Source organism: Phycisphaerae bacterium, from assembly GCA_019636475.1.
GTDB lineage: Bacteria > Planctomycetota > Phycisphaerae > UBA1845 > UTPLA1 > JADJRI01.
Genome location: JAHBXN010000005.1, coordinates 135,567 through 153,999, shown reverse-complemented (window position 1 = coordinate 153,999; position 18,433 = coordinate 135,567). Strand labels below are relative to the sequence as shown.

Here is an 18,433-nt window from a genome sequence, read left to right as displayed (position 1 = left end):
CGCGGCTCAGTCCGAATGAGCGGGCGAATGGTCTTCGACCACCCGGACGATGGGAGCCCCGCGGAGCGCCGTCACCGATAAAGCCATCCGCAGCTTGCATATGGATCAGTCGGCGATATTCTGTTACGGTCGTTTTGGGATTTCTAAGGCAAGATGTTGGCGCGAGGTCCTCGTCGCGCTGTAGGAGTCGGCCGTGAAGAAGCTGGTTGTCATGCCGTTTGTAGCCGTTTGCATGTTCGCCGTGGGCTGTCAGACATCCGAGAACACCCAAGGATTCAAGGTGTACGGCGGTCATAGCGAAGTGAAAAAAGTCATGACCCTGAGCGATGTCGTCGCTCGAGCCGATTCGCTCAAAGGCGATCGCATTTGCGTGAAGGGTCGGATTGTCGAGGTCTGCAAGAACCGCGGCTGCTGGATGACCGTCACGGACGGCACGCACACCGCGCGCGTTCGTTTCACCAAAAGTGAGGCATGCAGCGACGGATTCCTTGTCCCGCGCAATGCCGGCGGGCACCAGGTCTATATGAACGGAACCGTCGAGGTCCTCACCCTGAGCGAGGCCGACGCCCGCCACTACGCCGAGGACAACGGCAAGACCGTCGACGAAGTCGAAGCGATCAAGGGGCCTCAGACCGAGATCACCTTTTTCGCGGATTCAGTCGCCATCTCCGAAGGCGACAAACTGGACCCCCCGGTACAGTGACGTTTCCCGTCGCCCAGGTTCGCGATCGCATCAGGATAGGTTGAACTCGCGCAGCTTGCGATAGAGTGTCCGCGCGCCGATTCCGAGATCTTTCGCCGCCTTTTCGCGGTTGCCCTGATTCTTCGCAAGGGCATGCTGAATCGCCAGTTTTTCCAGCTCACGCAGCGTGATATTGGCGTAGCTGCGTGTCGTCACCGGCACAATCTCTGTCGTGGCATTGATTGGCGGCACCGCCGGCAGGTCGCGCACGTCGAGCGTATCCCCGTCGCACATGGCGACAACCTGGCTGATCACATTCTGTAACTCGCGAACATTCCCCGGCCAGCGATATCGCGTCAGCAGGTGCAGCGCTTCCGGGGTGATCTTACGCACCTGCGTCCCCTGAATTGTGTTCGCCATCTGCACAAAATGATAGATCAATGGGGGAATGTCTTCCGGCCGGTCGCGCAGCGGGAGCAGATTGATCTCGGCCTGATTGATTCGGAAGAACAAGTCCTCGCGAAACTTCCTCTCCCCAATCAGCTCCTTGAGATTGCGATTCGTCGCGGCGACCACTCGGACGTCGACATGGACGGGCTTGCTCGAACCGACACGCAGCACCTCGCCGTTCTCAAGAACGCGCAATAGCTTCGCCTGCATCGGAAGCGGCATGTCTCCGATCTCATCAAGAAATACGGTCCCGCCGTCCGCCTCTTCAAAGTAGCCGCGCCGGTCCGCGAAGGCGTTCGTGAACGAACCTTTGATGTGGCCGAACAACTCCGATTCGAGGATTCCCTCCGAAATGCCGGCACAGTTCACGGCCACCCACGGCTTTTTCCGGCGGTCAGAGTTGTTATGGATGGCGCGAGCGATCAGCTCTTTGCCCGTACCGGATTCGCCGTAAATCACCACCGTCAGCTTGGTCTTCGCCAGCTTTCGGACCCGGTTCAGCACGCTCTTCATCGCGCCGCTGACCGCGATGATTCCCTCGAACGAATCCGCCTGTTGATGCAGAACCGCCAGTTGGTAGTTCTCGCGAAGTATCTTCGCCTGCCGGGCGGCGCTGCTGACCTGTCTTCGCAGAAGTTCGAGATCCAGAGGCTTCTTCAAATAGTCGAATACGCCGGCATCCTTGAAGGCGTCCCTTGCGAGTTGCTCATCGCCGTGCGCCGTAATAAGGATGAACTGTGTCCAAGGGCTGATCTGGCGCGCCCGCGAGAGCAGTTCAAGGCCGGTGATGTGGCCGCCCAGCCGATAGTCCGACACCACCACATGGGGGGCGCGCTGCCGGAGCGAAGCGAGCGCCTCGTCGACTGAATCAACCAGGTGGCACGCGTGGCCTGCGCGCTCAAGACCTTCTTTCACGGCTTCCCCGTGCGAATGCTCATCTTCAACGATCAAGATAAAAGACGTGTCGGACATGTCTTCCGGTCTATGAATGACTCTCGTCGCCAGTCGGCCTTGTAACAAGCCGACAACCCGCCGCGTCGTTGCCCGATCCGATTTCGAGTGCAACGCGCACGCGACCCAGTGAATTCCAACGGCCGGCCAATGCCGTCCGCATCAGCGTCATTTTAGCATGATCTTTCAAATACGTGAGGTGCGGGACGATTGCGACAAATGCGTCGGCGGCCCTCTTCATATAGCAGTCTGCGCCACACACCCGCGGCACCTACACAGAAAACTCGTCCTCGGCCGACATGGGCGAACCGAACGGCGGGAGCGTCTTCAGCTTCCGTGCCGGAATGCCTCCCCACACTTCGTTCTCTCCCACCACCGTGCCCGACTTCACGATGGCGCCTCCCAGGATGACGCTGCCCTGTCCAATCGTGCAGCCGTCATACACGATCACGTTGCCGCCGAATATGACGTTGTCTTCAATTCGAGTCTTGCGGATCGTGATGTCGTCGCGCCCCTGAGCATGGGCGGAGATGATCGTGCCCAGGCCGAAGACCACATTCCTCCCGACTTCAATTCCGAACGGGTCCATGAACTTCACATCTGTCACGCTGCACGATTTCGTCTTCGGGCCGACAACACTGTTATAAATCCAGCAGAACGGCGGAAGACTCGCGACGTGATGAACGAGAAAGCCCGGAAAGGGCGGTTCGTAACGGGCTTTTGTCAGCGTCGCCGCCAGACACGCCCAGACCAGTTGTCTATCCGGCGGCTTGCCCGGCACCAGCGTATATCGTCCCGGCTTCGGTGTCGGAATCGGCAGGCGCAGAAGTGATAGCAGCAGCACGTAACTCACATTGAACAGAAACGCGAACTGACACAGCGTGCCGATCCAGTGCAATGCGGTTCCGAAGTCCGAGCGAATCAGCGGAACCGACGGCCAGTCGCCCAGCGCGCTGATACAGCCGACCGCGACGACGATGGAGCCCGACCAGAGAAACAGGCGAACGATCGCGTCCAGGGCAAGGAACGCCCGCAATCCGTGAATCGGATCGACAACTTTATGCGGTTGATTCGACATTTCAGAGCCTCTCGCAGTTCCGGCAGCCGTCGGTTCGATCACTCCGACGCGGGTCATGTCGCCTCGTTCCGTTTGAGATTTCCGCATTAAAGCGCGTTGTTCCACGGAAGTGCGGAAAGATACGGCGGCCAATCGCTTGTCAGCTTCGGAGATGATAACGAGTTTGGGTGATTTGTCCCCCGGAGTGGGCAGGCTTCCGCTTTCAGGACTGTTTCGTGCTTGAAGCGTTCCTTCGGCGCCGTTCCGGACGATGGCACGACAATTGCCCTGAATTCCTCAGGCTGTCCTTCAAACACGGCGGAATTCAGCGGCTCCCGGCGCCATCCTGGTACATGAACCCGGGTGCGCAATCAGTCCGCTCCACCGGGTCTGAAATCAATGCAGTCGGGATTGTGGTGTGCAATCGTTCGTGAGGAGGTGCCGCATGAAAATTCTGCTCGCTGACAAAATTCCGGACTTCGCCATTTCCAGACTCAAGTCAATGGGCTGCGAAGTCTTCAGCAGGACCGGCCTGACGGGGAAAGACTTGGCCGACGCCGTTGCCGAAACCGGTTGTGAAGTACTGGTGGTCCGTTCAACCAAGGTTCCCCGTCCCGTGTTGGAGGCGGGCCACGGGCTAAAACTCGTCATTCGCGCCGGGTCTGGCTTCGATACCATCGACGTCGCTGCGGCCGATGAACTCGGAATTCGGGTCTGCAATTGTCCGGGAATGAACTCGGTCGCGGTCGCTGAATTGACGATCGGACTCATGATCGCGCTCGATCGGCAGATCGTTGACGAAACAGACGACCTGCGGCGCGGAGTCTGGAACAAGAAAAAATACAGCAGCGAAGCGCTCGGACTCAAAGGCCGCACGCTCGGCATCATCGGATTGGGATGTGTCGGACAGGAAGTGGCCTGCCGTGCGGCCGCCTTCGGAATGAATGTCATGTATTACGACGTGATTCGCCGGCCCGAACTTGAGAAGCAACTCGGCGTCAAGTATTCAAGGTTTGACGACCTGATTGAGGAGGCTGATTTCATCACGCTCCATGTCCCAGGTGGAATGCAGACTCGCCACATGATCGGTCGGCGTGAATTGGCTCTGATGAAGCCGACGGCCTATCTGGTCAATTGCAGTCGCGGCGGGGTGGTGGACGAAACGGCGCTCGCAGAATCGCTGCGTTGCGGCGACATTGCAGGGGCCGCGCTCGATGTGTACGAGTTGGAGCCGACTGCGACGGATCCCGAGTTCAAGGATCCCATCAGTCACGAGCCGCACCTGTACGGCACGCACCATGTCGGCGCCTCGACCCATCAGGCCCAGGACGCGGTTGCAGAGGAGATGATCCGAGTGATCGCTGCGTATCGCGACCACGACGAATTTCTGCACTGCGTCAATCCGGAGAAAGTACACGTGGTCGGTGGCTGATCGCCGTGGCAATCGCCGTCGGCTTGAATGAACAGCGGCAGCCGGACACCCCATGACCGCGAAGTCCGCGCGGCGGCGTCCGGCGCGACAAATCCAGCCTCACTCTCTCCTCACCACGGCCCCGCGCAAACCGACCGTTTGGCGGGGCCGCGTCGTTTTCCTGAAATTGTTGAAAACTCGCTGCGCCGGTCGTACGGGATTCGGTCCGTTGACGGCCGGCGCGCGGCAAGCGAGGATGCCCGGCGACAGTGCATGATGCCCATTCCAGGCGCGCTGCGATGTGGATAATCGGACCGCCGGATGATGTGAGTTTTGTGCGATTGAGGAGTCAGTTGGATGGCATTACGGGTCCTGGTAGCCGATCAGTTTGAAGCGGGCGGATTGGACGAGCTGCGAACCGCCGGTTTTGAAGTGAAGTATGAGCCTGCTTTGAAGGATGCCGCGCTGCGTGAGGCCGTGGCATCGAGTCGATGCAACATCCTGATTGTCCGCGGCACCGAAGTGCCCCGGGATGCGATCGAGGCTTCGGAAGAATTGGGTCTCATCATCAGGGCGGGAGCTGGTTACAACACGATCGATGTGGCGGCGGCATCCGGGCGCAGCATTGCCGTCGCGAATTGTCCCGGTAAGAACGCGGTTGCCGTCGCCGAACTGACCTTCGGGCTAATCCTCGCGCTCGATCGGCGGATTGTGGACGCCACGGTCGATCTTCGCGCGGGAACGTGGAACAAAAAGGAATACTCAAAGGCGCGCGGCCTGAAGGGACGCACACTGGGGGTCATCGGTACCGGAGAGATAGGTCGGGCGGTCATCGCAAGGGCGCGGGCGTTTGAAATGAACGTGGTGGCCTACAGCCGATCGCTGACCCACGACGACGCGACGCGATTGGGCGTCATTCGCTGCGGAAGCCCGGCTGAGGCCGCGGCGCGATGCGATATTCTCACGGTCCATGTCGCAGCCGCTCCCGAGACCCGAAACCTGATCAGCGCCGAAGTGATCGAGCAGCTTCGGCCCGGCGCCTATCTGATTAACACCGCGAGGGCGGATGTCCTCGATTATTCCGCGCTGCTGGACGCCATTCGCGATCGACAGATTCGAGCCGGACTGGATGTATTCCCGAAGGAGCCGGGCGTGGGCCAGGCGGAGTTTCATCCGGAGATCATTCGAGCCGGCGGCGTCGTGTACGCGACGCATCACATTGGCGCGTCCACCGATGAAGCCCAGCAGGCTATCGCCGACGAGGCTGTGCGGATCGCGAAGGTCTTCGCCGCGACGGGCGAGGTCTTGCACTGCGTAAACATCGAAACGCGTTGCAACGCGGCGTGCCAGCTTGTCGTCAGGCATTATGACAAAGTGGGTGTCCTCGCTAGCGTGCTCGATGTGATCAGTCGCGCAAATATCAGCGTGAAGCAGATGAGCAACACGATCTATCAGGGGTACGAAGCCGCCTTGGCGATCATCCAGCTTGACAAGACGCCCGCTTCCACCCTGATTGAAGCAATTGCCGGAATGAAGGACAAGGTCATCAAGGTCGAAGTGAAGCCCCTGGCCGGTCCAGCGGGGCCATGACCGCGCAATTCCCTGTTAGGGGCGGCCGTTCAGACAAACGCCTGAACCGCGCGGCATGAGCGGCTGCGGAATTCGATCGATCCGTGAACACGGCAAAGAGGCTGACAACTCCAAGCGAGCGATTGTTTTTCAGACTATGTCTCCACTAAAAATCCTCATCGCTGATCCCATTGCTGAAGAAGGACTCGCCAGATTGCGGCAGGCGGCCGGTATTGAATTCGACGTTCGGGTCGGACTCTCTCCGGAAGACCTGGCCGATGCCGTCGGTCAGTACGACGGTTTGATCATTCGCAGCGGCGTCAAAGTCACCGCGGAGGTGCTTGCCAGATCCGGCCGCCTACGCGGCATCGCACGCGCCGGCGTGGGCGTCGACAATGTCGATCTGGCCGCCGCGACAGCCGCCGGCGTGCTCGTCATGAACACGCCCGACGCCAACACGATCTCAACCGCCGAGCACACCATGGCGATGATGCTTGCGCTCATGAGGCGAATTCCGTCCGCACACAGCCATGTGGCGGGCGGCGGTTGGAAGCGGGGCGACTACGTCGGAGAACAACTCGCCGGAAAGACGCTTGGCATTGTCGGCCTGGGCCGGGTCGGTCGCGCGGTGGCCGAGCGGGCGCTCGCTTTCCAGATGAAGGTGCTCGCGTTCGATCCCTTCATCCGTGCTGAAAGTGCGATGGATGGCCGGGTGACGGTCGTTAAGCAGGTCGACGACCTCCTGCCCATGGTCGATTGTCTGACGCTGCATGCCGCGCTGTCCGACGATACGCGAAATCTCATCAACTCGGCCCGACTGGCAAAAATGAAGAAGTCCGCCGTCCTGATCAATTGCGCTCGCGGCGGATTGGTTGACGAGGCTGCATTGGCGGCGGCGCTCGATCTTGGCGCACTCGCCGGCGCGGCCGTGGATGTCTTCGAGTGCGAACCACCGAAATCGTGCCCGCTGCTGTCCGCCAGAAATGTGGTGCTCACGCCACACCTCGGCGCATCAACTCAGGAAGCACAGCTTGCTGTTTCGACCGAGGCCGTCGATGAAATGCTGGACTTTCTCATTCATGGCACAATACGGAATGCCGTCAATGTAACCGGTCTGCCGACTGACCTGTCGGCGCGCGACCGGGCGTTGCTCGATCTGACCGGGCGCATGGCCGCCATAATCGCCGCTTGGGCTGCTGAAGGCGTCGATCGCGTCGAAGTCACCACTGCCGGAGGCGAATCACTAGCGTCGCTCGGGCCGACGCTGGCTTTGCAGGCGGTTGTCGGATTGATGAATCCGCACATCGAGGCTCGTCTCAATCTCGTCAACGCGCGGCCGTTCACCGAACAGCGCGGCATCGAGGTCCGACATGTCAATCAGTCGTCTCGAATGGACTTTCCGGATATGGTCAAAGTGCGCTTCGAGCGCGGACAGGAGTTTCACGAGGTGCAGGGCGCCGTCTTTCTCGACAATCGCCCGCGCATTCTTGCCATCGATGGCTACCGGATGGAAATGGTGCCGGAGGGCTTCCTCGTTATGATTTTCAATGACGACCGCCCGGGCGTCATCGGGACCGTCGGAACCCTGTTCGGCCGGCGAAACATCAACATCGCTGACATGATGTTATCACGGCGCGACAAGATGGCGCTGATGGTCATCAAATGCGATGCCGCTTTGCCCGATACGATGCTGGAAGAGCTGCGCCAGTCGTCGGCCATCGTTTCCGTTCGCACGGTGTTGCTGCCCGGAATTTGACGCCGCCGCTCTCATTGCGACAAGCGTAGGATCATGTCGTCCAGATCGCGGATGCTCATCTCCAGTAGTTGCATCGCATAGTTCTTGTTGTGGATGCCATTGGCGGTCGCGACATAGTGAATGTTTGCCCGTGCCTGCTCCAGTAGCGCGAGCGTCTCTGCAGCCGGTTCAGTCCCGGCCCCGCGCATCTCGGCCACCTTGGCGTCGACCCGTTTCAACGCGGCCTCCGCTTCGCTAAGGTAGTTTTCGATCTCGCTCATCCACTGGTTGAAAAGCTTCTCGTAGTCTGTGCTGTGACATGCCACGCACGTCGCCTGCGTTGCCTTGATGAGCCGGTCCCCCTTGAAGTCGCTGCCGGACTGCGTATGACAGCCGCGACAGTTCAGGCGGGATCCGAACATGGCGTTGGGCATCGGGTGAACAGGTCCCTTGCCGCCCTCACCCATGAGCATCGTCACCTGCTCCTCATGGTGCTTCGGATGACAGTGCTGGCAATCGTTGAGGACGGGCCGCAGGAAATCACCACTCGCCGTCGTCTCCTCGGCGGAGATCAACTCATGCTTGACGGTGCGATGGCAGTCGAGGCAGTGAGCGCGCTGACCATGAACGTGGATACGGTGGTATTCGGAGACCGTCCGCGTGTCACGATCCGCGAAGTCCTTCAGAAACTTGTCGGAATCATGACACCGCTGGCAGTCACGGACACTGACGACGGCATCGCCCTGGATGACATCAAAATGGCAGCTCGCACAGTTGATGCCGCGGTCTATGATCTCGCGATGATCCATCATGGCGGTCTTCGTCACGCCGTCGGTCGTCGTCGTGGTCCCGTGAACAATGAACTGCCGCGTCGGCGCTTCGTGACAGGTCAGACAGCGGCCGGTGTCTGAATTAAATGTTTGATTCGTGAAGTGGCATGTAAAGCAGGTTGTCAGCGCAACTGCGAAGTGGTTCTGCCCGCTGGCGTCATAGGTGTGGCAGGCGGTGCAGTTCAGATCGTGCAGTTGCTCCAGTCTCAGCCGTCGATGCTCCAGTTGAAGAAGCTGTCTCGCGTCCTCCTCGAACTCCGGCGCGATGACGCCGCGCCGCACAAGATCGGTGAGTTCGCCGTCGCGTTCCGCCGACGGAAGGATCGACTTGCTCGCGTCGACGACCTCCCGCATGGCTTCAGGGCTGAGTTGCGCCCTGAGGCGTGTCTCGATCTCCAGAATCTGAGCGTCGGTTTCCCCCAGCCGCTCCGCGCCGCCGAGGTGCTTCTCGTGTACGAATTGCACGGTCGGATGCCGTTCGACATCTGTCATCTTGTCGCCGACGAGTCGCTTTTCGGTGCCTTCCTTGCCGAGCATCAGCTTCTTTTCCCGAAACGCATTGTCTCCATGACACCCCGAAACCAGGCAACTCGCATTCGAAACGTGCGCACGAGGCCGCGCCGAGCCATATCGACCGCTGAAATAGCTGGCAACCTGCGAGAGTCCCTTGAATTTCGCCTTGAATGTGTACTTTTCCCCGGGCGCGTAATGGCACTCAATGCATTTCACATGGTGCTCAGACCCGTGCTTGTCGCTCGACCAGGAAAGATAGTACGGGTCCATCACGTGGCAGGTCCCGCAGAAGTCAGGCCGCGCCGTGTAGTATTCCGCGCCACCCAGACCCAGTGCGCCAAGCACCATCAGCAACAATCCGCTGATGCACGCCTTGCGGGCTATCACTCGCCATCGTGGTTTGCCCGGAGGCGTCGCGGCATTCTGACAGGAATCAGTTGAATCCTTCGATGACGTCACCTTGTCGCTCGACCCGTCGGACGACGATCCGCCGTTGACCGGTTCGGCCGGTGAGAGAAATGGACCCTTCGTGTTTCCCTGATTCATCTTCCACTCCGTTTCAACTTCGTGACCGACCAGGTCTGATTCATTCGGTTCGCCGGCGCTCACCGCAAAGGCCGGGCATCGTCCGTTCGCCGGACGACTCAAAAATATCGCGTGATCGTACTCACCATTTCGATATAATTCACCCGCGTTTCAACACGACTGCGGGTCTTTTTAATTGGATCCGACGTCTGATCCATGGATTTCTTCGGCATTCACGTTGCTCATGCGCCATCTCGCTGCTGCAAACCTCGACAGTTTCGTGCAGTCGCGAAGTGGCGACACCCTCTGTGCTTCGCGCGGCCGGAACTGGAACAGCTCCTCACCAAGCAAACGGGCTGCGAGATTTTTCGCATTCGTTCTTGCCCTATCGTTCACCCCGCTCGGAGTCCTCGCCGAGCAGACTCCGTTCATGCTCAGCGAGGATTTCGTCGAATATCGTGGTTCGCCGGATTCCGCGATGATGATGCCGACGGACGTGGCCGCCTGCTCCGATGGGCGCGTCTTCGTGGCGGACGGAGTGAACAGCCGCGTGCTTGAATTCTCAAGCGACGGCACACTGCTGCGATCGTTTCATCAGGCCGGTGACATTCCGTTGGGACGCCCGATCGGGATCGCCGTGGATAACCGAGATCGGCTTTGGCTGGCCGACGCAGACCATGTCCGCATCATTTCCCTCGAATCAGACGGGTCGCTTGCGGACGTCTTCGCCATCAATCCGGCTGGCGATGGTCGCACTCCCGATTTGACAGACATCGCTCTGTCCCCGGATGGCCGGACCGCTTGGATCGTCGACAACGACAATCACCGCATAATTCGACTCAACCTCGATACCGGCGAGCAGACGGCCTTCGGGCGTTTTGGCGAGTCATTGGGAAATTTCAATCATCCCTTCATGATCGCGACGAACGATCAAGGTCAGCCCCTCGTCACCGACGTCATCAACGGCCGAGTCGCGATGTACTTCGCCGATGGCCGTCCCGCCCGATCGATTGGCGCCTACGGCATACTTCCCGGCGAGTTGTATCGGCCCAAGGGGGTCGCGGTCGATTCGCAGAGTCAGATCTGGGTGTCCGACAGCGTCACCAGGGTCATCCACGTCTTCAATGCGAGCGGAGGCTTTATCGATGTCGTCCGGGATCGTGCCGGAAATCCATTCAAATTCGAAACGCCGATGGGCATCGCGATCCAGGAAGATCGTTTGTACGTCACCGAGCTGACGTCCAATCGCGCGCGGGCTTGTCAGATCACCCGTGGACCCATCGTCATTCCGCGGACGACGGAGCGCCGATCGCAGGCACAGCTCTTCGGCCGCGAAGCGCGCGGCTGCACCGTCTGCCACATGGAATGGATGTCGCCGCTCAAGGACGGCCAGTCCACACCCATTGTCGATCCGCCTCCTTCAACGCCTGAACTGCCCCACGTCAGCCGATCAGAGGTGTGCATCTCCTGTCACGATGGGTCCATCGCGGATTCGCGCCGCCGTGTCTGGCTCGAACATGGCCATCAGACCGGCATCGCGCCGCCTGACTACATGAAGGTCCCCAGTGAACTGCCCCTCGCCGACGGCAAAATCATGTGTCGCACCTGTCATTCGGCTCACACCGGCGGGAATTTCACCGGCGATCTGAGTACCTCGGTCTTTCTGCGCGTTGAAAACGCCGCAAGTCAGCTCTGCATGGGCTGCCACGAGGATCACACGCGCGGCGTCGGATTTGGCACCCATCCCACTGGCGGCATGCCGTGGCCCGTCCCCGATGCGCTCATCGCGGCCGGCGCAAAGGCCGCTCCGAATTCGCGGGAGATAACCTGTCAGGTCTGTCACACGCCGCACGGCTCGTCAACCGATCACTTGTTGGTCATGGGCGTGACATCAAATGAGCTGTGCGTCACATGCCACGGAATGATGCGGCCCGGCATGTTTCGCGAAGGTGGCCATGCCGAGCATCCGCTCAGCCCCGTCGTCAACGCGCAGCAGAAGGCGGCCATCGAGCGCATGGGCACCCGAATCGGCGACGGAGAAAAGCTGATCTGCCTGTCCTGCCATAAGCTGCATCATGGCAAAGGCGAGCGATTCATGCTTGCCGCCGACCTGCACAACAGCGAAATGTGCATCAATTGCCACTCGGAAAAAGTATCCCTCTTCGGAACCTCCCACGACCTGCGCACCAATTTCGCCACTGAGAAAAATCGCCTCGGAATGACCCCCGAATCAGGCGGACCTTGCAGTGCCTGCCATATGTTCCATCGCTACGCCCGCGCCCCCGAACCCCACCCAAGCGACGCCATCGGCCAGTGCATCACCTGCCATCAGCAGGGTCGTTGTGCCCAGAGCCGTGCGCTCCCCTCGCACAACCATCCGGGCAACAATTGCGTCGGCTGCCATAACCCCCACGAAACGCAATTCGGGTGCTACCTGCGTGGCACACCGACGGACACATGCCTCGCCTGTCACGCCGAACAGGGACGCCTCCTCGGCGGCCCACACGACCTTACGGCCGTCGCGCCGAAAAACGCGGAGCACGCGGCCCGGTCTCGAATTCGCGAGGCCATCACGGGCGCGACGATCGTTCGCGCCACGCTTCCGGCGGACGGCCCGATGCACGATCAGTCCGCAACGGATTTTCACAATGCCCACCCCGGAGGTTCGGTCTCGACTGCCGCGCTGAACCTGTCACTCACCGGCGATGCCTGCACGGCGTGCCACAAGCCACATGGTTCGTCGCCGGCGGACCTCTTTCGCGTGCCGCCCAGGATGAATGCCCACGGCGAAGCAACGACCGCCGCTGCGATTGCCGAGGCGGCCTGCACGGCATGTCACGTGGCGGCGGGTTGGGAGTCCGGCGGATCATTCGCCGCCGTCCATCCGAGAGAAATCAACGATACCTCTCGAGCCGGGACGCTCCCCTTAAGTTGCGACGCCGCCGGCGCCGATCAGATCGGTTGCCGCACCTGTCACGATCCACATGCACGAACCCCGTCGCTCGCGCGCGTCGCGGAAGGCCAGTCCCCGGGCAGCCTGTGCGTGCAGTGCCATAGCGATGTCAGTCAGGTGCTCCTCACGAGCCACGGTGCGATCAATCCCGATTCCGCCCGCGCGATCATCGGTCAGGGCTTGGCGGCGGACGATCCGCACGGTGGACATCTCGGATCCGGCTCAACCGCCTGCGCGGCCTGTCATTCGCTTCATGCCGATTCGTCCGTCGTCGAGCGAAGCCTGTTGACAAGACCCCCGGCAGGCATCGTCAGCGTGGAAGATGGCTGGATGACCGGACAGGATCGATATTGCTCCGCCTGTCATCGCCAGGGCGGGACATCGCATCCGCCCGCGGTCGCCACGCATCCCGATTTGCCGCTGACAAGCCTCTTCGTGGACGGCGCGCAGTCTGCGTTACCGCTGTTTAACGATGACGGAGACGTCGATCCTCGCGGCCGGATCACCTGTCGCACATGCCACGTGCCGCACGGCCAGGTTCTCGATCCGCAACAGCTTGTCCGGTTGGCCGGGATGCCGCCAGAACAGCGAAGGCCCCTTCGCCTTCTGCTGCGCCCGTTCGTGCCGCCGAATGCCTGTACGACTTGTCACGGTGCTGACGGATTATGGCGTTTCCTGTATTATCACGACCCGAGCCGCCGCCGCGGAGCGGATGAATCGCTCTCAGGCGCGTCGGACCGAGGTTCGGCTCTGCCATGAATCTGCAATCGAGCCGAGACAGGCCCTGAATCGAAGGCATCGGACATGGCACCGATGCACCCCAGGGCGACAAAGGAACCCCAATCATGCAGCGCTTGTTTTTGAAATCACTCGCATATGGCATGTGCGCTACCGCCCTGGTCGTCGGTTTCGCCTGCGATAAACAACCCAGTCAGCAGACGCCGGCAGCCGTGTCCCCTTCGTCCAACACAAAGACCCGGGACTCCGACGCGCTGGCCGAGTATCTGAACAAGGATGCCGCTCCCGCGTCCTCGGCCCAGCAAGGCCTGCCGCCGGGGCATCCGCCGCTCAATTCAACGCCTCCGGCCAGGCCGGCCGATGCCGGTGCTGCGGCACTCCCTCCCGGTCACCCGCCGCTCGGTGGCGGGCCCGAACCCATGACCGCGCCATCAAAGGGCTCGGAACTTCAGTACGAAACGCCTGATTCGTGGTCCGTCAAGCCGGTCACATCGTCCCTGCGAAAGGCCAACTACGGTCTGCCGCGGGCGGAAGGCGATCCGGAAGACGCCGAATTGATCGTCTTCTATTTCGGGCCAGGGCAGGGCGGCTCGGTCGAAGCAAATCTCGAACGCTGGAAGGGCATGTTCGTTGGCGAGGACGGCTCCGCGCTTCCTGAATCAGCCTCGACCGTGGATGAATTCCAGGCAGGCGGCATGAAGGTGACCGTGCTCAATGTCACCGGCCGATACGTCGCATCGAACATGATGACCGGCCAGCGCAGCGACCCGACGGCGTCGGACTACCGGATGCTGGCGGCAGTGGTCGAAACCGGCGGCGGGCCTTGGTTCTTCCGGGCGCTCGGTCCGGCGAAAACGATCGCCATGCACGAGGCCTCGATTCGTCAGATGCTCAGCACGGTCCGCCAATAGCCCGCTCGCTCATGCCGTTTGGTCAATTTCACCAGCCACGGCTTCACCCCGCCCGGCTTGTCACGGCGGATCACTGTCTATAAGATGCTTGGCTCGATTCGGCTTGGCGACTTATGGGCCGAATACTCTCGAATCTCAACCCCCAGTCAACGGAGGCGGCTCTGTGAGCAAGGCTGAAAAGCAAGTGAACGGTACGCATGTATTTACGTCGGAATCGGTAAGCATGGGCCACCCCGACAAGGTGGCTGACCAGATTTCCGACACGGTCCTCGACGCGCTGCTCGAAAAAGACCCGAATGCTCGAGTGGCTTGCGAAACCCTCTGCACAACCGGACTGGTCGTCGTGGCCGGCGAAGTCACCGTTCACAACAAGGAGGCCGAACTCGCGCTCAACAGCATCGAGGAAAAGATCCGCCAGACCATCAAGGACATCGGATACACCGATCCCGCCGGCCGATTCGACTACCTCAGCTGCGCGGTCATCCGAACCATACACAGCCAGTCCGCGGACATCAGCCAGGGCGTCACCGCCAGCAAGTCCCATGAGCAGGGAGCCGGCGATCAGGGAATCATGTTCGGCTTTGCCTGCCGCGAAACGCGGGCGCTCATGCCGCTCCCGATACACCTCTCACATCGCCTCGTCGAACGACTGGCGGAGGTTCGCAGATCCGGCAAACTGGCTTGGCTCAGACCCGACAGCAAGAGTCAGGTGTCTATCGCCTACGACGGCCACAAGCCGATCGGCCTCCAGACTGTCGTCATCTCGACACAGCACGAGGAGCGGGGCGAACTGCTCGACCGAAATGGGAACGTGAACGACAAGTTTCGCAAGGCGATCATCGATCAGGTCATCAAGCCCGTCGTGATGGATGAATGCCCGAAACTCTGGAACAACAAGATCAGGTTCCACATCAATCCCACCGGCCGCTTTGTCATTGGTGGACCGCATGGTGACACGGGACTGACTGGACGAAAAATCATCGTCGATACCTATGGTGGACGCGGCGCGCACGGCGGCGGAGCCTTCAGCGGCAAGGACCCCTCAAAGGTGGACCGGTCTGCCAGCTACATGGCACGGCATGTCGCCAAGAACATTGTCGCGGCCGGCCTGGCCGATGTCTGCGAGGTCCAGCTCGCCTACGCGATCGGCGTCGCCGATCCCGTCAGCGTCCTGGTCAGCACCGAGGGGACGAACCGCATCAGCGAAAACCTGATTGAGAAACTCGTTCGCGAGCATTTCCCGCTCAAGCCCGCCGGCATCATCGACTATCTGAAGCTCAAGCGGCCGGTCTATCGGGAAACCGCCGCCCACGGCCACTTCGGGCGAACCGGTGCGGGCTTCACGTGGGAGAAAACCAATATGGCCCCGAAGCTGAAGGACGCAGCGAAGCGATACATGTAATGCCGCGGACGGCTGTACGGCCGATCGCGCGAAAACGATTGAATGTCAGGCGATGGATCCCGGCCGTGCGAATGGCCGGGATTCTTCGTTTATGGCGTGCGCCAAAAACACGGGAGTCACCACCGCTGGCGAAATCGGGCAATGGGTCCTCGCCGTCGCTTCACACGCGAAAATCCGAGATGGCTGGAAGAAAATGCAGGGGGGCTCACCCGGGCAGCTTCAGCTTGGTGCCGGCAATGATCCCTTCAAAAGCCATGTTGCCCCGCACAAAGGCCTGAACCTTCGTTTGGAACTTCCGGACACGGGCGTCGATCACCTGTCCCACGAGAACGATTCGATTGGGCGGAAAAATGGAATCACGGAATTTGGCGTCATAAACCCCGGCGAACCCCATGATGCCGTCTTCCGGAGCCACTTTCTTTTGCATAAACGCCGAGAGCTGTGCGGCCGATTCAATCATCAGCACCCCCGGAAAAATGGGCTGCTGCGGCATATGCCCGCGACACCACCACTCGTCCGCCCGCACGTCGCGATAGGCTGCGTAGACCATGTTCGCATCGTCGGCGTAAATAATGCCGTCAAGCTGCGAAAATTCGAATTGCTGTGGCAGCACTTCGTAGATTTCGTCACGGGAATAAAGAATCCGCGAACAGTCCAGTTGCGCGGCGTCCAGGATTGGCGGTGGGGGCATCAAATGCTCCGTTTGGTCGTGATGCGGCCCTCCGCAATGGATAGGCTCGCGATTGGCGCATTGCCCGCCGGGCGCGGGCAAGCCGATTGCCTGCGTGGTGTGCAAATTCCGGCGGCGCCGAAGTCGGATATGTCGCGGTGCGACCGACGCCATTCGGCGGCAGATGCGAGGCGTTCGCCTATTCGGTGGCCGACGATCGCACTTCGAGGATGTTCTTGCGGACGTCCTGAGCCGCGTTCTTGATTTCCTGCATCGCCTTCCGAACCCGCGTGCCCGCCGCCTTGTTCCCGCCTTCGGCCTTCGCGACGTCTTCCGCGCATGCCTCAACGAGCTGCTTCAGCTTCTCGTATTGCTCCATGAACAGGTTCTCCTCGATCTGCGTATCGTTTGATGCCCTGAATGGTTGGGCGTTCTATTCCGATGCACTCAGGCCGCGTCTCCCGCGGCTGGCAAGGGAGTCTAGCAGACCGCTTGACGGCCCGCAAATGGTGTTTTTGTTCTAAATCCGCATTATTGAATCGTTTCGCGGGTTTTTATCGACCCTGGCCCATGATTCGCAGGCAAATGGCCTGCGGCGGGGTGGGAGGAAACGTCTCGCACCGTTCGTGTCGGCGTCGTTTGTGACGCGGCGCAAACGCGCGCAAAATGGTGCGTTTCATCGCCGCTTGCGTGCGGCGGGGGGAGCCGCTAAACTATCCGGCTCGACACGATTGAAGTGATGCCAGACGAGGTTGTCCGATGCATTATCCACACCGCAAGAGTTATCGTAAACGCTTCCGCAAGCAGGGTTTCCGTGCACGAATGCGAACGCCAGGCGGACGCAAATTAATCGCCCGAAAGCGCCGCCGAGGCCGCTGCGTCAACGTCAAAAAGAGCATGTAATCGCCTCAAATCGGCATCCCACGGCCCATGAAAATGACGATGATCGCCGCCATTTTGCGGCATCAAAGACAGCATTTTGCGCCGATCCCCAAACGCCTTTCTCACAGCCGCGGCGGCTCAATCGGCGACGGAACGGGCCAGCCTTCAAGCAACTGAAGCGGATCGCGCGTGCCGATCGGGCGCGGCAAGGCGTACAGCTCGCCGTAGTTGTAGCCGCACATGCCTCCTTCGTAGCCTGCCATCGACAGCATGTAGTGTCTCATGCGTTCAAATCGCTCCGCCGGAAACTGCGATCGGTAGCACGCGACGGCCGCAACTTTCTGATCGATCGTCTCGGAAATATCGACGACAAACTGCGCCGGAAAGTGCAGCAATTCCGCCGACCGAACCAGGGGTCGATAGATCAAATGCTCAATTGCGTGCGGCTCGGTTCCGCCGAAGCGGTCGTTCCATTTCGTCAATTGTGAGTAGAAACGGGTCGCTTCGGTGATCAACTGCGCCTGGTAGTGATCGGGGGAGGCCGCCACGGTACGACCGGCGATTCCCACCAGAATGCGGGGTCGATACTTTCGCAAAACGGTCGCGAGCGCGAAGCGGGCTTCCGGTCCATCCATTAACACCCGGTTCGTTAAGCCGATCATTTCGCAGACCGTCGCGCCGAGTATGTCGGCTGCCGCCTTCATTTCCTTCAACCGCGTTTCCGGGTCGCCGAGCGGTGTCGGTTCGCCGTTGGTCATGTGAATCATGCCGACGCGATAGCCTAGTTTCACCAATTTCGCGATCGTGCCGCCGCAACTGATTTCAAGGTCGTCGGGGTGGGGGGCGGTGAAGACGATATCCAACTGATCCGTGGATGAGGTCATTCCGTTGGGCCTCCGATCTTTCGAGATGCGCCGGTTCTGTCCGCAAGGCACGACGGCCGACGGCGACCGAAGCATGAAGAAGCGATCTTAGGCGGCTTGTCGTGCAGTCTCAAGGCATCGAAAGGCGTCTCCGCGAGCCGCCCGACGTTGTGATTCCGGGCGCCGCATCATAACATGCGGATATGGTGGCCGATCCGGACCCTATTCCACGCACGAGCGCGAACGATCATGGTTCATCGTGGCGGCGTTTCCGTATGCGGCGTGCCCCCC

Annotated in this window: 14 protein-coding genes; 8 read left to right on the top strand and 6 right to left on the bottom strand. The window is 60.5% G+C overall.

Going from position 1 to position 18,433, the window contains the following annotated elements; translation table 11 throughout:
* The first annotated feature begins 193 nt into the window (after positions 1–193).
* Positions 194–703 (top strand): DUF4920 domain-containing protein, encoded by a 510-nt coding sequence (locus tag KF841_09855; protein MBX3395658.1) that lies wholly within the window; start codon positions 194–196, stop codon positions 701–703.
* 30 nt (positions 704–733) lie between these two features.
* Here KF841_09855 and KF841_09850 read toward each other — a convergent pair whose 3' ends face one another.
* The gene (locus KF841_09850; protein MBX3395657.1) at positions 734–2,104 is read right to left on the bottom strand and encodes a sigma-54-dependent Fis family transcriptional regulator; all 1,371 of its coding nucleotides are present in this window, start codon (positions 2,102–2,104) and stop codon (positions 734–736) included.
* A gap of 250 nt (positions 2,105–2,354) precedes the next feature.
* Positions 2,355–3,218 carry a hypothetical protein gene (locus tag KF841_09845; GenBank protein MBX3395656.1) on the bottom strand — a complete coding sequence of 288 codons (864 nt, stop codon included), beginning with the start codon at positions 3,216–3,218 and terminating at the stop codon, positions 2,355–2,357.
* A gap of 367 nt (positions 3,219–3,585) precedes the next feature.
* Between KF841_09845 and KF841_09840 the strand changes: the two genes are divergently transcribed.
* The 3 genes from KF841_09840 (at position 3,586) to serA (ending at position 7,876) form a co-directional block, all read left to right on the top strand.
* Positions 3,586–4,572, top strand: a complete 987-nt coding sequence (locus tag KF841_09840; GenBank protein MBX3395655.1) for a hydroxyacid dehydrogenase — start codon at positions 3,586–3,588, stop codon at positions 4,570–4,572.
* Between the two features lie 336 nt (positions 4,573–4,908).
* Complete coding sequence (locus KF841_09835; protein ID MBX3395654.1) at positions 4,909–6,141, top strand: hydroxyacid dehydrogenase; 1,233 nt, start codon at positions 4,909–4,911, stop codon at positions 6,139–6,141.
* Between the two features lie 55 nt (positions 6,142–6,196).
* Positions 6,197–7,876 (top strand): phosphoglycerate dehydrogenase, encoded by a 1,680-nt coding sequence (gene serA / locus KF841_09830; GenBank protein ID MBX3395653.1) that lies wholly within the window; start codon positions 6,197–6,199, stop codon positions 7,874–7,876.
* An 11-nt stretch (positions 7,877–7,887) separates the two neighbouring features.
* Here the strand turns inward: serA and KF841_09825 are convergent, their stop codons facing one another.
* Positions 7,888–9,744, bottom strand: coding sequence for a NapC/NirT family cytochrome c (locus tag KF841_09825; protein MBX3395652.1), 1,857 nt, complete (start codon positions 9,742–9,744; stop codon positions 7,888–7,890).
* Between the two features lie 409 nt (positions 9,745–10,153).
* Between KF841_09825 and KF841_09820 the strand changes: the two genes are divergently transcribed.
* From KF841_09820 to metK, 3 genes are all read left to right on the top strand, one after another.
* Positions 10,154–13,435 (top strand): cytochrome c3 family protein, encoded by a 3,282-nt coding sequence (locus KF841_09820; GenBank protein ID MBX3395651.1) that lies wholly within the window; start codon positions 10,154–10,156, stop codon positions 13,433–13,435.
* Between the two features lie 86 nt (positions 13,436–13,521).
* On the top strand, positions 13,522–14,325 hold the full coding sequence (locus KF841_09815) for a hypothetical protein (protein ID MBX3395650.1): 804 nt from the start codon (positions 13,522–13,524) through the stop codon (positions 14,323–14,325).
* Between the two features lie 184 nt (positions 14,326–14,509).
* Positions 14,510–15,727 carry a methionine adenosyltransferase gene (gene metK, locus KF841_09810; protein MBX3395649.1) on the top strand — a complete coding sequence of 406 codons (1,218 nt, stop codon included), beginning with the start codon at positions 14,510–14,512 and terminating at the stop codon, positions 15,725–15,727.
* A gap of 205 nt (positions 15,728–15,932) precedes the next feature.
* Here the strand turns inward: metK and KF841_09805 are convergent, their stop codons facing one another.
* Entirely contained in the window at positions 15,933–16,418 is a 486-nt protein-coding gene (locus KF841_09805) for a beta-hydroxyacyl-ACP dehydratase (GenBank protein ID MBX3395648.1), read from the bottom strand.
* A gap of 178 nt (positions 16,419–16,596) precedes the next feature.
* Positions 16,597–16,776 (bottom strand): histone H1, encoded by a 180-nt coding sequence (locus tag KF841_09800; GenBank protein ID MBX3395647.1) that lies wholly within the window; start codon positions 16,774–16,776, stop codon positions 16,597–16,599.
* Positions 16,777–17,156: 380 nt separating this feature from the next.
* On the opposite strand from KF841_09800, the gene KF841_09795 reads away from it, so the two are divergent.
* On the top strand, positions 17,157–17,300 hold the full coding sequence (locus KF841_09795) for a 50S ribosomal protein L34 (GenBank protein MBX3395646.1): 144 nt from the start codon (positions 17,157–17,159) through the stop codon (positions 17,298–17,300).
* A gap of 101 nt (positions 17,301–17,401) precedes the next feature.
* Here KF841_09795 and KF841_09790 read toward each other — a convergent pair whose 3' ends face one another.
* Positions 17,402–18,163 (bottom strand): PIG-L family deacetylase, encoded by a 762-nt coding sequence (locus tag KF841_09790; protein ID MBX3395645.1) that lies wholly within the window; start codon positions 18,161–18,163, stop codon positions 17,402–17,404.
* Between the last annotated feature and the right edge of the window lie 270 nt (positions 18,164–18,433).